A 15089-nucleotide genomic window follows, 5' to 3' on the forward strand; every position below is an offset into this window, starting at 1 on the left:
TAATTTAATATATTAATTTATAGTGGTAAAAGGAAGAAATGTTGATAGGTCAAAATTTTATAATTAAATCTCACAAGGAATTAGAAAAAATAGCTAAAGAGATACTAAAAATAAAACCCAAAATTAAATTTATTTTATTAAGTGGTGATTTAGGTGCTGGAAAAACAACTTTTGTAAAATACCTAGCATCAGAGCTTGGAATTAAACAAACCATTACATCCCCAACTTTTAACTATATGAAGAATTATGATGGATTAATTCATATTGATGCATATAATTTAAATGGTGATTTAGATGAATTTGAAGATTTTTTTGAGGATAATATAATAGCTATAGAATGATTTGAGAACTTGAATATGGAATTTCAAGACGCGATAAAAATTAATATTGAAGTAATTGACGAAAACACTAGAAAAATTTACATTGAAAGGGTATAATGAAAGCTTATTTAGATACTGCGACTGAAGATTTTTATGTAGCTATTTTTGATACGAATAATTCATTAATAGATCAAATTTATTTGCAAAATTATCGTAAAAAAGTTTCATTAATTCCCGAGCAATTTAATGAATTGTTAGAAAGAAATTCAATTAAAATTGATCAAATTAGTGAATTTATTACAAATATAGGTCCAGGGTTTTTTACCGGTGTTCGTTCGGGTATGGTCTTTTTTAGAACTATATCGATGCAACTTAATAAACAATTTTCAACTATTTCTACTTTTGAAATTTTGCATGAACAAAATCCAAATTCAAATATTTTATATCTTGATGCTCAAGGTAACAAGATATATAGATTTGATTCAGGACATTATGGACAAGTGAACATAAAAGATTTGATTGATGTTATTGATAATCCAAGTAATATTACATTAAACAAGATAGATTTTGATCATTTATCAAAAAATTTCAATAATTATGTTAAATATTTTAATCAACAAAAAGCTATAGAACAAGAAGTTTTATACATTAAAAAACCCCAAATAGGAGAGAAAAAGTAATGAAAATTTTAGGGATAGAAACTAGTCACGATGATACTTCTATTGCAATATTAGAAAATGGTAAAGTTGTTGATATGTTTACAATTTCACAAGTAGATATTTTTAAGGAATTTGGAGGTACTATACCTGAAATTTCTTCAAGAGAACATGTGCAAAATATCTCAATAATTCATGATTTATTATTAAAAAAACATGATTTAACAACTATTGATTATATAGCATATACTAAAGAGCCTGGTTTGATAGGGACATTACAAGTAGGTTTTTTATTCGCTAATGCTTTGAGTTTATCACTTAATAAACCTTTAATTCCAATCAACCATCTTGAGGGTCATTTTTTTAGTGCAACAATTACTAATGAAGTTACATTTCCTGCTTTATGCTTATTAGTTTCAGGAGGGCACACTCAACTAATATATGCAAAAAACTATTTTGAGACAACTATAATTGGAGAAACTCTTGATGATGCCGTCGGTGAAGTATTTGATAAAGTGTCAAGAAGACTTAATACTGGTTTTCCTGGTGGACCAGCAATTGATAAAATTTTTAACTTATATAAAGGTGAATATATTCACTTTACACAACCCCATACTGAAAATAAATATGATTTCTCGTTTAGTGGTTTGAAGAGTCAAGTGTTAAATTACTGTAACATAACAGAGATGAAAAATATTAAGTTAAATAAAGAGCAAATTGCAAGCTCATTTCAAAAAACTGCAGTTGAATATTTAATAAGTAAAACAAAATTAGCTTTAAAAGAATACAATGTCAATTCATTAATATTGGGTGGTGGCGTTAGTGCTAATTCATTTTTAAGAAATGAGTTTAAAAATCTACATACTAATGTAATTATCCCGGACATGAAATATACTACTGATAATGGAGCGATGATCGCGCAAGTAGCTTATTTAAGGTTAATTAAAAAGGAGTAAAAATTGTCTAATATACCTAAAATTTTCTTTGTTGACCTAGATGGTACATTAATCAATAAAAAGAATAAGAAATTAATTTCTAAGAAGAATTTAATGGCTGTTAATTGAATAAATCAAGAGTCAAAATTTATTATAACCACCGGTAGAAGTTTTTCTGATAAAAAAGTTAAGAAAATCTTAGAAATGACAAATTCAAATACAGCGATTCTCAGTTCAGGGGCACAAATTTTATACGAAAACAAATTAATTCATGAATACTTTTTTGATATTGTTGATGTAAATAAAATAATCAGTATTGCTAAAGAAAATAAAATAAATTTTGCTTTGTTTACTAATGAGCAAGAGTACCTAATTACACAAAATAGTTTATATAAATTATTAGCACGGATTACACAAAGAAAAAGATTAAAAGCCTATCACATTAAGGAAATAGAAAAAATCAATTTAAACAAAGTATTAAAAACCGCTTTTATTGTTTACCCCTTCCAAATAAACAAAATCCTAAAAAAACTAAGATCTACAATTAGTGGAGTTAATTATTTTTCAGCTCATTATAACTGAGTTATTGAGATAACATCTTCAAGTGTTTCTAAGGCTTCTCAAGCATTGGAAATTTGTCAGAAATTTAACATAGACCCTAAAGATTGTATAAACTTTGGAGATTCAATGGCTGATGAAGATTTATCAAGAATCTTGGGGAAATCAGTAGCTATGCAAAACGGAGATTTTGAATATATAAAGAATGCAACGTTTATAGCTCCTCATTATAAATACGACGGTTTTTATCATGTCGTAAGTGAATTATTAAACAAAAACGAAAGGAAATAATGGACAAGATTATTAAAAAACCAAAAATCATTTTTATCGATTTAGACGGGACTTCATTAGACATAAAAGATTCTTCGCATTCCAATTTTAGCTTAGAAAACATCAATGCCATTGAAGAAGTTTCTAAGGAAATACCGATTATTGTGTCAACTGGTAGAGGATATAATAGCGAAACATTAAGAATACTCAAAACTATAAATGCAAAAAATTTTATCTTATGAAATGGAGCTAAAATATTCATAGACAATAAAGAGGTTGTTTCCAAAAAAATTGATGAACAAGTTTTACACAATCTATTATTAGATATTTCAAAAAGTAAAGTTCTTGGGATATTAAACTCTGACCTAAAAAAAAGTTTTACAAACTCTATTATTTTTAAAATTATTGATGTTTTTAAGGGCTTTAAAAATAATGATAACTATCTTAATACAGTACCGTTTGATACTTTTAAAGTGTTAGTTTTTGCAATATCAAAAAGAAAATTGTCTAAGTTGAAAGCAGAATGGTCTGAAAAATACAAGGGTGTTTTACAAATAGCATTTTGCGGTAAACAAAACTCAATTATAGAAATTACATCAGTCACTGCAAGTAAAGGTATATCTGAAAAAGAATATTGTGAAATGTTCGGGATAGATCCAGAAAATGCTATGCATATTGGCGATTCTATGAATGATGCATCTGCTAAAAATATGCTTGGAACTGTAGTTGCGATGAAAAATTCTTCAGATTTATTTAAGGATATTGCTGACATTGTGCTAGATTTTGATTATAAAAATGCCGGATTAGCCAAATTTATACGACAATTTGTAAATTCAAAAAAATAGTTTTAGTGATTTTATCCGCTTAATAAAAATTTATTTTAATATATAATATTGCTTATAGCGCGCACAAATTAAATGCATATTTATAAAAACTATTTTTTGGTAAAATATATATGCTAATTTATACGGATAGGTTCTAGCTGAAAGACTAGACTTAGGTGGTTTTAGCGCTAAAACATAGTTAAATAATAATGAAAGGAAATGACAATGGCAAAATTAGATTTTGATCGTAGTAAAGAACACGTTAACGTTGGTACAATCGGTCACGTTGACCATGGTAAAACAACTTTAACAGCTGCTATTGCTACAGTTTTATCTAAAAAAGGATTATCAGAAGCTCGTGATTATGCTTCTATCGATAATGCTCCTGAAGAAAGAGCACGTGGTATTACAATTAATACATCACACATCGAATACCAAACAGAAAAACGTCACTATGCACACGTAGACTGTCCAGGTCACGCTGACTACGTTAAAAACATGATTACAGGGGCTGCTCAAATGGATGGTGCTATCTTAGTTGTTGCTGCAACAGATGGACCTATGCCTCAAACACGTGAACACATTCTTTTATCTAAACAAGTTGGAGTACCTCGTATCGTTGTATTCTTAAACAAATGTGATATGTTAGAAGGTGAAGATGAAATGATCGACCTTGTTGAAATGGAAGTTCGTTCACAACTTTCAGAATACGGGTTTGATGGAGACAACGCTCCAGTTATTCGTGGATCAGCTTTCCAAGCTCTTCAAGGTGATGCAAAATACGAAGAAGCAATTATGGAATTAATGGACGCAGTTGACACATACATTGAAACACCTATTAAAGAATTCGATAAACCATTCTTAATGGCTGTAGAAGACGTTTTCACAATTACAGGACGTGGAACAGTTGCTACAGGACGTGTAGAACGTGGTAAATTAGAATTAAACCAAGAAGTTGAAATCGTTGGATTAAAACCAACTAAAAAAACAGTTGTTACAGGAATTGAAATGTTCCGTAAAAACCTTAAAGAAGCTCAAGCTGGGGATAACGCTGGATTATTACTTCGTGGTGTAAACCGTGAAGATATTGAACGTGGGCAAGTTTTAGCTAAACCAGGTTCAATTATTCCTCACACAGAATTTGAAGCTGCTATTTATGTACTTAAAAAAGAAGAAGGTGGACGTCACACACCATTCTTCAAAAACTATAAACCTCAATTCTACTTCCGTACAACAGACGTTACAGGTGGAGTTGAATTCGAAGCTGGACGTGAAATGGTTATGCCAGGTGAAAACGTTAACTTAAAAGTTAAATTAATCGCTCCTATCGCTGTAGAAGAAGGAACAAAATTCTCTATTCGTGAAGGTGGACGTACAGTTGGTGCTGGTTCAGTAACAAAAATTATTAAATAATTTAAAAAAACACAGGATTTGAAATCTTGTGTTTTTTATTTAATCTTTATCATAACATCATAATCAACACTAATATTATTAGCATTATATTTTAGAACACCTAAAACAACGCCACCTTGTTTTTCTTTGTCATAAATAATATCTTTAATATCGATTGATACTAAATTCTTGTATTCTTCTTTAATGCTTATTGTCAGATTATCTTTAGTTAATTCATCATAATTATCATTCTTTAAAGAGACTTGAATAAAATTATTAGCAAAATTATTAATGTATGAATTGATGTAATTTTCAAAAATATCATCACCCTTAGAGACTGCTAAATCTTGATCATTTTGATTGATTCACATTTCTTTAATATCATAAAATTGGTTTTTGTGATTTACTATTCCTGAAACCGCACCTGAAGTAGGATCACATAATACTCAAGCATCAAATCAAAGAGATCTTGTTTCATCTTTTAAATTAGCATGATTGGTTGTAAATTCTTCTGAAGGTATTTGACTTTCCAAAGTTCTTATAATATCGTTTCTATTAACAACAATTTTTTTATTTTCACCATTGCTATAGTCTTTGTAAAATATAATTTTTTGCTCTTCATCTTCACTGAACTTAAAGAATTCCTCAATTTCATCACTTAATTTATTATGTCCTGGATGTCCTTTGTAATAGATATTATATTCATCTTTATATTTGTCCACAACATGCATAACGAAGTTTCATTCACTTTCTAATGATGTTCCTAAAATAATCATTGACTTTTTATTATTATGATTTTTATCAACATTAATACTATCTCTAATTTTTTCTCAATCCAATCCAATAATTTCTGGTCAATATGAAAACATTCTTGAATTGTTTTTTGTTCTATATTCAAAGATATAATCTTTTATTTCTTTATTTTCTTTAGATAATAATTTAATGTTTTCATAACCCATCAACTTTAATTTATCTACATCGTTTTGGTAACTAAAATAATAGTAAATATTTTTATATATTTTTGGTAATAAATAATTTTCAGAACGATTTACATAAAAACTATTTTGAACATATTTTTTAATTTGTTCATCACTCTTTCCAACATCTTCTAATTCATATTTTAATCAGTCGCTTAATTTAATGTGTAAATTATCAGATATATATTTACCAATAATATTAGAATCCTCAAGACCTCTTATGATTAAATTGTTAACTTGTGCTAATTCAATTAAAGGTAAGTAAAATCTTAAATTATCAGAATTTATTCAAAGATTAATTTTTTTATCCTTATTAGTGGTCATTATATCTTTAACATTTTTAATTAATTCATCTATATAAAATATTCCTAATTTACGGACTGATGAAACATTTCTTATTTCTGCTTCATAAGCTTTTAGTTCAGTTGAACTATCGTTATTGATTTTGATTAGTTCATTTTCTTTATTTCTATAATAAATCGATCTTTCATTTTTAATAAAATTCTCTAATTTTTCAAAATTTATGTTTTTTACTAATGGAGAATTTGAAGAATAAAAATAATGTGTTTCGGTTTTAGAAAGCATTGCTAATCTTAAATTATTATAAAATGGTTGAACACCATCATGTACAAAGAAAATATTTATATCAGACGAATTTAATGCATTAATTGCGTCATTTGTCTCATCGTCCACAAATTCAACATGTTCATTTCTATTAAAATTCTTCTCAGCAGCTAATTCAAAATCATAAATGAATCTATCACCATAATATTTACTAACTACAGTTCCACCAGCAATCATACCACATACAACAACTATAGATACAAGTCAAAGACTATTTTTGATTCATTTTTTCATAATATTCCTCAAATTATTTTTTTACTTACTAACTATTTAAAGCAAAGCTCACAATATCTTACTTCTTTAATCAGATTGAATTTATTAAAATATTTTAATATCACCTTCATACTTAGAAGAAATAACACTTAAAATAACTTCATCAGCAATATTTATTGTTTGCAAATAAATTGATAATCCACCACAAATATAAATATCGTTATTATTATTTTTCATTTTTTACAAAATATATATTGTTTATTAATCTTTCATTTTTTCTATCAACTTGAATAAAAAGATCATTAGTCAAAATGTATACATTTTTTGCTCTTGAAAGACCATTTTTAATTGATAAAAAGTTCTTTTACCTATTAGGATATTTTGGTTTGAAATAGTTTTTTTGAAAAAATCCATTTCATATTTTATTTTTCAAGATAATTTATCTTTATTATCTATAAAGCTATTTTTATCGCAAGCTAATATAAACTTTTATCACTATGAAATTATAACAAAAGCAAAAATAAAATTGCCTATTTAGTATAAGCAATTTTAGTAAAACAATTATTTTTTAAGGTTGTAGAATGTTTCACTACCTAAGAATTTACTTACTGACCCTAATTCTTCTTCAATAGCTAATAAACGGTTGTATTTTGCAATACGGTCTGTACGCGATAATGAACCAGTTTTAATTTGTCCTGTATTCATAGCAACAGCAACATCAGCAATTGTAGAATCTTCTGTTTCACCTGAACGGTGTGAAACAACTGCTGTCATATTAGCTTTTTGAGCCATTTGGATTGCTTCAAATGTTTCAGAAACTGTTCCGATTTGATTTAATTTAATTAGAATTGAATTCATTGATTTTTCTTTAATTGCACGTTCTAAGATTTTTACGTTTGTAACGGTTAAATCGTCACCAACAACTTGAACTCTATCACCATATTGAGCAGTAAATTTCTTAAATCCTTCTCAATCACTTTCAGCAAAACCATCTTCAATAGAAATAATTGGGTATTTATCTACTAAACTTCCTAAGTATTGAATCATTTCATCGCTTGTATAGCTTAATTTAACATTTCCTAAGTTTTCAAATCCAACACGTTTTTCGTCGATAGCTGCTTTTAATTTTTTGAATGTGTATGCGTTATTTTCATATAATTCACTACATGCTGCATCCATTGCGATAGCAACTGCTTTTTCTCCTGAACGAGCTGGAACATATCCAGCAGCTTTAATAGCTTCAACTAAGAAATCTAAAGCTTCTTCATGTGATCTGAAGTTTGGAGCGAATCCACCTTCATCACCAACTTGAATACCATGACCTGCTTTTTTCAATAATTTAGCCAAGTTGTGGAATACCATATTAGCCATTTGTAAAGCTTCTCTAAATGATTTTGCTCCAACAGGCATAATCATAAATTCTTGGAAATCTAATGTATTTGAAGCGTGTTCACCACCATTAATAACGTTTAACATTGGTAATGGTAATTGATGAGCATTAAATCCACCTAAATATTTATATAATGGTAAATCTAGTTCATCAGCTGCAGCTCTAGCAACTGCTAAAGATACACCTAAGATAGCATTAGCACCAAAGTTTGATTTTGTTTCTGTACCATCTAATTCAATCATTTTGTAATCGATTGCACGTTGTTCAGTAACTTCCATTCCTAAAAGTTCTGGAGCAATATCGTTGTTAACATGGTCAACAGCTAACATAACACCTTTGCCACCAAATCAATTAGATTCATATTTAGAACCTTTATCTCTTAATTCTAAAGCTTCTCTTGAACCAGTTGAAGCTCCAGAAGGAACCATCGCTGAACCATATCCACCTAATTCTGTTTCAACTATAACTTGAACAGTAGGATTACCACGTGAATCTAAAACTTCACGAGCATGAATTTTTGTAATTGCTGACATTTTTTCTCCTTTTTCAATATATTAAAAAAATTATAGCATTATTAAATTGATGTTATCTTATTTAATTTACTAAGAGAAAAATTTATGTAAATATTTCACAAAAAAAGTAGGCCTAACCTACTTTGATTAATGATTTTACTTCGATATCTTTGTCAAAAATTTCTCTACCGTTCAAATCACATAATTCCATTAATAAAACAATTTTTTTAACTTTAACACCTTGAGACTCTAATAATTTTACTATCGCCTTAGTTGTTCCTCCAGTCGCAAGCACATCATCAACAATCGCAGCTGTTTGACCTGGTTTAACAAATCCCTTTTGTAATTCTAATTTATTTGAACCATATTCTAAATCATATTCCATTGAAATTACTTCGCCTGGCAATTTATTTGGCTTTCTAACCATAATAAATGGTTTCTTTAGAAAAGCAGCAACCGGAGTACCAAAAAGAAACCCTCTTGCATCTGGCCCAACAATAATATCACAATCTTTACATAACTCAGCCATTTGTGTTATTGTATAATTTAATACTTCCCCATCAGCTAATAATGGAGATATATCTTTAAATAGAATTCCTTTTTTTGGAAAATCTGGAACATCTCTTATAAATTTTTCTAAATTCATTTTTATCCTTTTTAGTTTACTTGAACATCTTCAAAAAACATTAAAACATCATCTTCTTGAATATCATTAAAGTTTTTTATATGACAACCAAAATCTTTTCCTTTTACAACTTCTTTAGCATCATTTAGCTCACGTTTTAATGAATCTATGCTACCTTCATGTATTAATTTACCTGTTCTGTAAACTTTGATTTTTGAATTCGCTCTAACAACACCTTCATCCATCATCGCTCCAGCAATATTACCAACTTTTGAGTAAAAGAAAACTTTTATAATGTGTGCTTCTCCAACTTTTTTCTCTTCATACACTGGTGCTTTTTCACCTTCAAGCATTTTTTCACATGACTCAATTATTTTATAAATAACATCATGTGAAGAAATTGTAACACCTAAATTAGCGGCTGATTGTTTTTGTGCTGCAGTAGGTTTGTTATTGAAAGTGAAAATTGTAGCATTAGATGCTTGAGCTAGAAGTAAATCACTATTATTAATTGTTCCTGCAGCTCAACTAACTACTTTTATAACTGCCTCATCGTTATTTAGGCCGTCGATTTTATGTTTAATAGCTTCAGCAACGCCATGAACATCAGATTTAACAATTACATTTAATACTTTCTTACCATCTGAATCTAAAGTGGCTTGATTTCTTTGATAAAGTTCATTTTGTTTATCGATGGCATTTTTTTCTGCAGCTAATTTTTTAGCAAACTTTTCATCAGAAAATCCAACAAACTTATCTCCAGCCATAGGAATATAATTTAATCCACTTACTACAACCGGCATACCAGGAGTGGCTTTTGAAATTTCTACACCATTTGTATCAGTTAATAATCTAACTCTTCCATATCTAGAACCAGCAACAATGAAATCCCCTTTAATAAGTGTTCCATTTTTTATAATTAATGTAGATACTGCTCCAATTCCTTTATCTGTTCTTGACTCAATTACTACACCAATTGGATATCTATTTGGGTTAGCTTTTAAGTCTAGTAATTCAGCTAGAGTATTAATAGCATCAAATAATTCATCAAGTCCTTTACCTTTAAGTGCTGAACCTGTAACCAACATTGTGTCACCACCATATTCCTCAATGATAACATCATTTTCTGCTAATTCACCTTTAATTCTGTCTAAGTCTTTATTTGGTTTATCCATTTTGTTAACAAAGACAATAATAGGAACATCAACTGCTTTAGCGTGTTGAATTGCTTCAACAGTTTGAGGCATAACTCCATCATCGGCTGCGACAACTAAAACAACTATATCAGTAATTTTAGCTCCTCTAGCTCTCATAGAAGTAAATGCTTCATGACCTGGTGTATCTATAAATGTAATTTTATTCTTTTTATATTCAATTTGGTATGCACCAGTGTGTTGGGTAATTCCACTTGACTCTGTTGCCACAATATTTGAATTTCTAATTTTATCAATTAATGTTGTTTTACCGTGGTCTACATGTCCCATAACTGTGATTATAGGAGCTCTTTTTTGTAAATCTTTTTCTTTGTCTTTAAACTCAACCTCATCCAAGAAATTACCTGCGTCAACACTTGTTTCTTTATTAAAATCAAAACCGTATTCCAGACATAATTCAGCAATTTCTTCCTCATCTAAAACATAATTAAGGTTGTAAACTTTACCTTTTAAGAAAAATCTCTTAATAATATCATTAGTATTGATTTTTGTTTTTTCAGCAAAATCGCTTATTGACATTTTTCCTGTGAAGATAAAAACACCATCTTTTAATTCGGTTTTGACAGCAGACATTTGTTTTTTTACTTCTTCAACATTACTAATTCTATTTAACTTTTTTTCCATAAGACCTCCATTAATTCGTTATAAATCTTATTGTAAACTTCTGAATTCACATTTGTTCTAAAAGCTCTATTTAATGCTTTAATTTTAATGAACTGAGACCATAATTCAGGGTCATTTTTCAAATAGCAACCCCTACCATTTTTTGTTTTATTAATATCTAATGAAATTTCATTTCTTTCTTTTTTATAATCAAATCTGATTAATTGAGAAATATCTAAAATTTCATGGGTAACTACACACTTACGTGTATAGCTATTATTTTTCTCACTCATCGTCAAAATCACTTAAATCTAAATTCGAATCAAGACCGTAATTAGCTAGGTCTGAATCAACCTTAAAGTCTCTAAGTTCAATTTTTGCTTTTTTGTATTCTTTATCTACCGATTTCTTTTCTTTTTCAGGTTTTTCGCTCATTACTTCATCTTCGAATTCATCATCGAATTCACTAACTTCATTATCATCGAAAATTTTGTCAAAATCAATATCGTTTAAGAAATCATACTCATCACTATTTTTAGATTCTTTTTCAAGTTCAAGCACATTTTCTTCATTGAAATAATCATCAAGATTTAATTTTTCTGGTTTTTTAGATTTTGGTTTTTCTACCTTAGGTGTTGTTTCAACTTTAGCTTTATCTAAACTTGAAGCTTGTTGTTCCATAAATTCAGAAACATCTTGAGCAAATTCATTAATATCAAAATTAAATCCTGAAAAGAAATTATTACTTCTTGTTGGTTTTTTAGTTTTAACTTTCTTAATTAATGGTTTGTCGTATTCCTTAGATTCCTTAAACGGAATTTCTTTTTCAATCGCTTCTTCAGTAGTGATTGCTTCTAGGTTTACGCCTGTTAAGTTTTTAGCTAATTCAATATTTGAACCTTTTTTACCTATTGCAACAAGAATATTTTCTTTTTTAAGAATAATATATGCTGAATCATTGTCAGGAGTTTTAAATACTACGTCAACAACTTTAGCAGGTGACATTGCATTAATAATAAATTGTCTTAGATCCTCAGAGAATGGAATGACATCCAATTTTTCACCCTCTAATTTTTCACTAATAGATAAAATTCTTAAACCATTAACACCAATTATTGAAGCTGCTGCGTCAATATTTTGATCATGAATAGATCTAACAGCGATTTTTGATCTTTCACCTGGTTGTCTTACTGCCTTAACAATCTCTACCGAACCATCTGAAATTTCTGGAATATCATTTTTAAGTAAATCTTCCACAGCTTTTGGTGAATCCGTAGAAACTAGACATTGACTTAATTTACTTTCTTCGTGAACTTCTTCAAGATAAACATCAATAATTGAACCCGGTTTCATTTGTAAACGTCTATTTACTTTATTATTTGGTAAAAAAGCAGTAACATTGTCTTCGAAAATCATATTATATGAACCATTATTATTCTTAGAAAGAACTCTAGCTTTTAGTCTTTGCCCGATTAAATTAGAATATTTATTAAATACTTTTTGTTTTTGGTTTATTTTTAATCTTTGAATAAATCCATTTCTTATTACAGTTTTGATTCTTTCACTTAATAAATTAAAATCAATAGTGTATTTAACAATATCTCCAACATTACAATTTGGATGCAATGTTGAAGCTTCACTTATTGTAATAAACGAAATTCTTTCTGGATCATTTTCTGACAGAAATTCAAAATCATCTTCAACAACTTCCATATTCTTATTAAAAATAATTACTTTTTCTTCGTCATTATCTAACTCAAAAATAATTTCGGCTTCTGGATCTATATCCCTATTTATAGCTTTGGTTGTTTCTTGTGAGAAAAAATCACAAACTTCTTCTTTTGAAAGATTATTACTTAATGCATAACCTTTAATAACTTTATATCAATCTTTTTTTATTAACTCACTTTTGTTAATAAAAGTTTCATTTACATCATTTATTTTTTTAACAGCCATGATTACTCCTAAAATTTAATGTATTTTTCTATCTTATTAATATCAATTTTTGATAACTTAATTTTTCTAAATTGTCCATGATCATTCCACTTTAATAATATGTCTTCTGGATTATATTCAAGTATTTCACCAATATATGTATCGTTTTTGTTTATTGATTTGTTTAATTTAACTTTGATAAAAGTGCCTATTTTATCGACCAATTCGTCAAATGTATATTCTAATTTTTCACCTTTAGACATAACTGTTAAACCATATTCATCTTTAAATCAAGCAACACTTTCAAGATATTCATTCAATAGTGTAGTTCATGTATTTACTTGATTTAAATCATTTACATTAACTGTTACTTCAAGCATTTGTTGATTAAATTCATTAGTCAATTTTGCATCAATGATCATATCTCCAAAATGTTTTTTTAATTCTTCTTTGTAATTCAATTTATCCTCCAAAAATAACAAAAGTTGCATAAATGCAACCCGTCTATCCTGAATGCTTTTAAATTATAGCATAATCGATTTGATTATCATTTTTAAAATAAAAAAATCATATAGTGTTAATTACACACTACATGAAATATTTATTTATTCATTAATTCATTTTCTTTGTCTTTAACAATCGCAGAAATTTCATTAATATATTTATCCACTTCTTTTTGAACAATTTCTAAAACTCTTTTTTGTTCATCTTCTGAAATGCTATCGTCGCCTTTAATAGATTTATTTACATCTTGTCTAGCATTTCTTACTCCAACTTTTGCTTGTTCAGAGTGTTTTGGAAGTGATTTTGTTAATTCTCTTCTTCTTTCGGTTGTTAATGCTGGAAATGTAATTCTTACTTGATTTCCTTCATCGACAGGTGTTATTCCTAAATTTGCATTATTAATTGCTTTTAAAATGTCTTTAACTGAAGATTGATCATAAGGTTTGATTAATAATTGTTGTGGCTCAGGTACTGAAATATTCGCTAATTCATCTAACGAAGTTGGTGTACCGTAATAATCCACTTTCACTCATTTAACTAATTGAGGATTTGCTCTACCTGTTGAAATTTTTGATAATTCAAACTTAAGATGTTGAATTGATTTTTCAGCAGCTTCTTTGATTTCTAATAAATATAATTCTATGTCCATTATTTTACCACCTCTGTATGAGTTATTTCACCCTTTAATGCTCTAACAATAGCATTGGGTTCTGCAATATTGAAAACAATAAGGGAAATGTTGTTATCTCTAGCCATGCTTGTGGCTGTCAAGTCCATAACTTGAAGTTTTCTTTCAAGAATTTCATCGTAAGTAATTTTATTAAAACGTTTAGCATCAGGGTTTAATTTAGGATCACTATCATAAACACCTTCAACCTTATTTTTACCCATTAAAATAACTTCTGCACCAACTTCTGAAGCATATAATGTAGCTGCTGTATCAGTTGTAAAATAAGGTCTACCTGTTCCTCCAACAAAAATCACAACTTCACCATCTTTTAAGTATTTTAATGCTTTTTCATTTACATAATTTTCTGCAACTTTAGCATCAATATTTATAGAACTTTGAACTCTTGAAGGTAACCCATGTTGTTCAAAACCGCTTCTTAATGCTAACCCGTTCATAATTGTTGCTAGCATACCTATATAGTCTGCACGGTTTCTTGGAATACCATTTTTTGCAGCGGAAGCTCCTCTTCAAAAATTTCCTCCACCGATAACAACGGAAACTTCGACACCCATATCGACGATTTCTTTTAACTGTTTAGCGATATTTGCCACTAATTCATAATCAATAGCTAAATGTTTTTCTTTATTAACTAATCCTTCACCAGAAAGTTTAACTAATATTTTTTTATATTTCATATAATCACATCCTTATAATTTGCTATGTATTGATTATAAATTATTTTAAAGGTTTTTAAATTATATTTTATAATTTATCTAGACAGGGGTATTCACATCTTGTGGATTGAGAAACACTCTTAGAGCTGATCTAGGTAATGCTAGCGTAGCGAGTCAGTTTTTAAGTTCCTTC

16 protein-coding genes and 1 riboswitch are annotated in these 15089 nt (G+C 28.5%); of the genes, 6 read left to right on the forward strand and 10 right to left on the reverse strand.

Annotation, left to right across the window (positions count from 1 at the left end; genetic code table 4):
• Positions 1–41: 41 nt before the first annotated feature.
• The 6 genes from tsaE to tuf all read left to right on the forward strand — a co-directional run bounded on the left by tsaE (position 42) and on the right by tuf (position 4976).
• Complete coding sequence (gene tsaE / locus EXC66_RS03965; RefSeq protein WP_006886424.1) at positions 42–437, forward strand: tRNA (adenosine(37)-N6)-threonylcarbamoyltransferase complex ATPase subunit type 1 TsaE; 396 nt, start codon at positions 42–44, stop codon at positions 435–437.
• Positions 437–1000 (forward strand): tRNA (adenosine(37)-N6)-threonylcarbamoyltransferase complex dimerization subunit type 1 TsaB, encoded by a 564-nt coding sequence (gene tsaB, locus EXC66_RS03970; RefSeq protein ID WP_006886425.1) that lies wholly within the window; start codon positions 437–439, stop codon positions 998–1000. The genes tsaE and tsaB overlap by 1 nt, the downstream gene beginning before the upstream one ends.
• Positions 1000–1932 carry a tRNA (adenosine(37)-N6)-threonylcarbamoyltransferase complex transferase subunit TsaD gene (gene tsaD / locus EXC66_RS03975; protein ID WP_006886426.1) on the forward strand — a complete coding sequence of 311 codons (933 nt, stop codon included), beginning with the start codon at positions 1000–1002 and terminating at the stop codon, positions 1930–1932. The genes tsaB and tsaD overlap by 1 nt, the downstream gene beginning before the upstream one ends.
• A gap of 3 nt (positions 1933–1935) precedes the next feature.
• Positions 1936–2760 carry an HAD-IIB family hydrolase gene (locus EXC66_RS03980; RefSeq protein WP_006886427.1) on the forward strand — a complete coding sequence of 275 codons (825 nt, stop codon included), beginning with the start codon at positions 1936–1938 and terminating at the stop codon, positions 2758–2760.
• Positions 2760–3584 carry an HAD-IIB family hydrolase gene (locus tag EXC66_RS03985; protein WP_006886428.1) on the forward strand — a complete coding sequence of 275 codons (825 nt, stop codon included), beginning with the start codon at positions 2760–2762 and terminating at the stop codon, positions 3582–3584. Before EXC66_RS03980 ends, EXC66_RS03985 begins: the two co-directional genes overlap by 1 nt.
• A 204-nt stretch (positions 3585–3788) precedes the next feature.
• The gene (tuf, locus tag EXC66_RS03990) at positions 3789–4976 is read left to right on the forward strand and encodes an elongation factor Tu (protein WP_006886429.1); all 1188 of its coding nucleotides are present in this window, start codon (positions 3789–3791) and stop codon (positions 4974–4976) included.
• Positions 4977–5011: 35 nt separating this feature from the next.
• Here tuf and EXC66_RS03995 read toward each other — a convergent pair whose 3' ends face one another.
• From EXC66_RS03995 to pyrH, 10 genes are all read right to left on the reverse strand, one after another.
• On the reverse strand, positions 5012–6790 hold the full coding sequence (locus EXC66_RS03995; RefSeq protein ID WP_006886430.1) for a hypothetical protein: 1779 nt from the start codon (positions 6788–6790) through the stop codon (positions 5012–5014).
• Positions 6791–6874: 84 nt separating this feature from the next.
• Complete coding sequence (locus EXC66_RS04000) at positions 6875–7006, reverse strand: dihydrofolate reductase (RefSeq protein WP_006886431.1); 132 nt, start codon at positions 7004–7006, stop codon at positions 6875–6877.
• A 324-nt stretch (positions 7007–7330) separates the two neighbouring features.
• Positions 7331–8692, reverse strand: a complete 1362-nt coding sequence (gene eno, locus EXC66_RS04005; protein ID WP_006886432.1) for a phosphopyruvate hydratase — start codon at positions 8690–8692, stop codon at positions 7331–7333.
• Positions 8693–8804: 112 nt separating this feature from the next.
• Positions 8805–9317 carry an adenine phosphoribosyltransferase gene (locus EXC66_RS04010; RefSeq protein ID WP_006886433.1) on the reverse strand — a complete coding sequence of 171 codons (513 nt, stop codon included), beginning with the start codon at positions 9315–9317 and terminating at the stop codon, positions 8805–8807.
• 11 nt (positions 9318–9328) lie between these two features.
• A complete protein-coding gene (gene infB, locus EXC66_RS04015; protein WP_006886434.1) occupies positions 9329–11134 on the reverse strand; it encodes a translation initiation factor IF-2 in 1806 nt (601 codons plus the stop codon).
• On the reverse strand, positions 11119–11406 hold the full coding sequence (locus EXC66_RS04020) for a YlxR family protein (protein WP_006886435.1): 288 nt from the start codon (positions 11404–11406) through the stop codon (positions 11119–11121). Before EXC66_RS04020 ends, infB begins: the two co-directional genes overlap by 16 nt.
• The gene (gene nusA, locus EXC66_RS04025) at positions 11390–13069 is read right to left on the reverse strand and encodes a transcription termination factor NusA (protein WP_006886436.1); all 1680 of its coding nucleotides are present in this window, start codon (positions 13067–13069) and stop codon (positions 11390–11392) included. The genes EXC66_RS04020 and nusA overlap by 17 nt, the downstream gene beginning before the upstream one ends.
• Before the next feature lie 8 nt (positions 13070–13077).
• Positions 13078–13509: a ribosome assembly cofactor RimP gene (locus tag EXC66_RS04030; protein ID WP_006886437.1), complete on the reverse strand. Its 432-nt coding sequence runs from the start codon at positions 13507–13509 to the stop codon at positions 13078–13080.
• Positions 13510–13649: 140 nt separating this feature from the next.
• On the reverse strand, positions 13650–14201 hold the full coding sequence (gene frr / locus EXC66_RS04035; RefSeq protein ID WP_006886438.1) for a ribosome recycling factor: 552 nt from the start codon (positions 14199–14201) through the stop codon (positions 13650–13652).
• On the reverse strand, positions 14201–14917 hold the full coding sequence (pyrH, locus tag EXC66_RS04040; RefSeq protein ID WP_006886439.1) for a UMP kinase: 717 nt from the start codon (positions 14915–14917) through the stop codon (positions 14201–14203). The genes frr and pyrH overlap by 1 nt, the downstream gene beginning before the upstream one ends.
• A 74-nt stretch (positions 14918–14991) precedes the next feature.
• Positions 14992–15086, forward strand: a riboswitch (TPP riboswitch).
• Positions 15087–15089: the final 3 nt, after the last annotated feature.

Origin of the sequence: Mycoplasmopsis anatis, from assembly GCF_900660655.1 — a bacterium.
In the GTDB taxonomy this organism is placed as follows: domain Bacteria; phylum Bacillota_I; class Bacilli_A; order Mycoplasmatales; family Metamycoplasmataceae; genus Mycoplasmopsis; species Mycoplasmopsis anatis.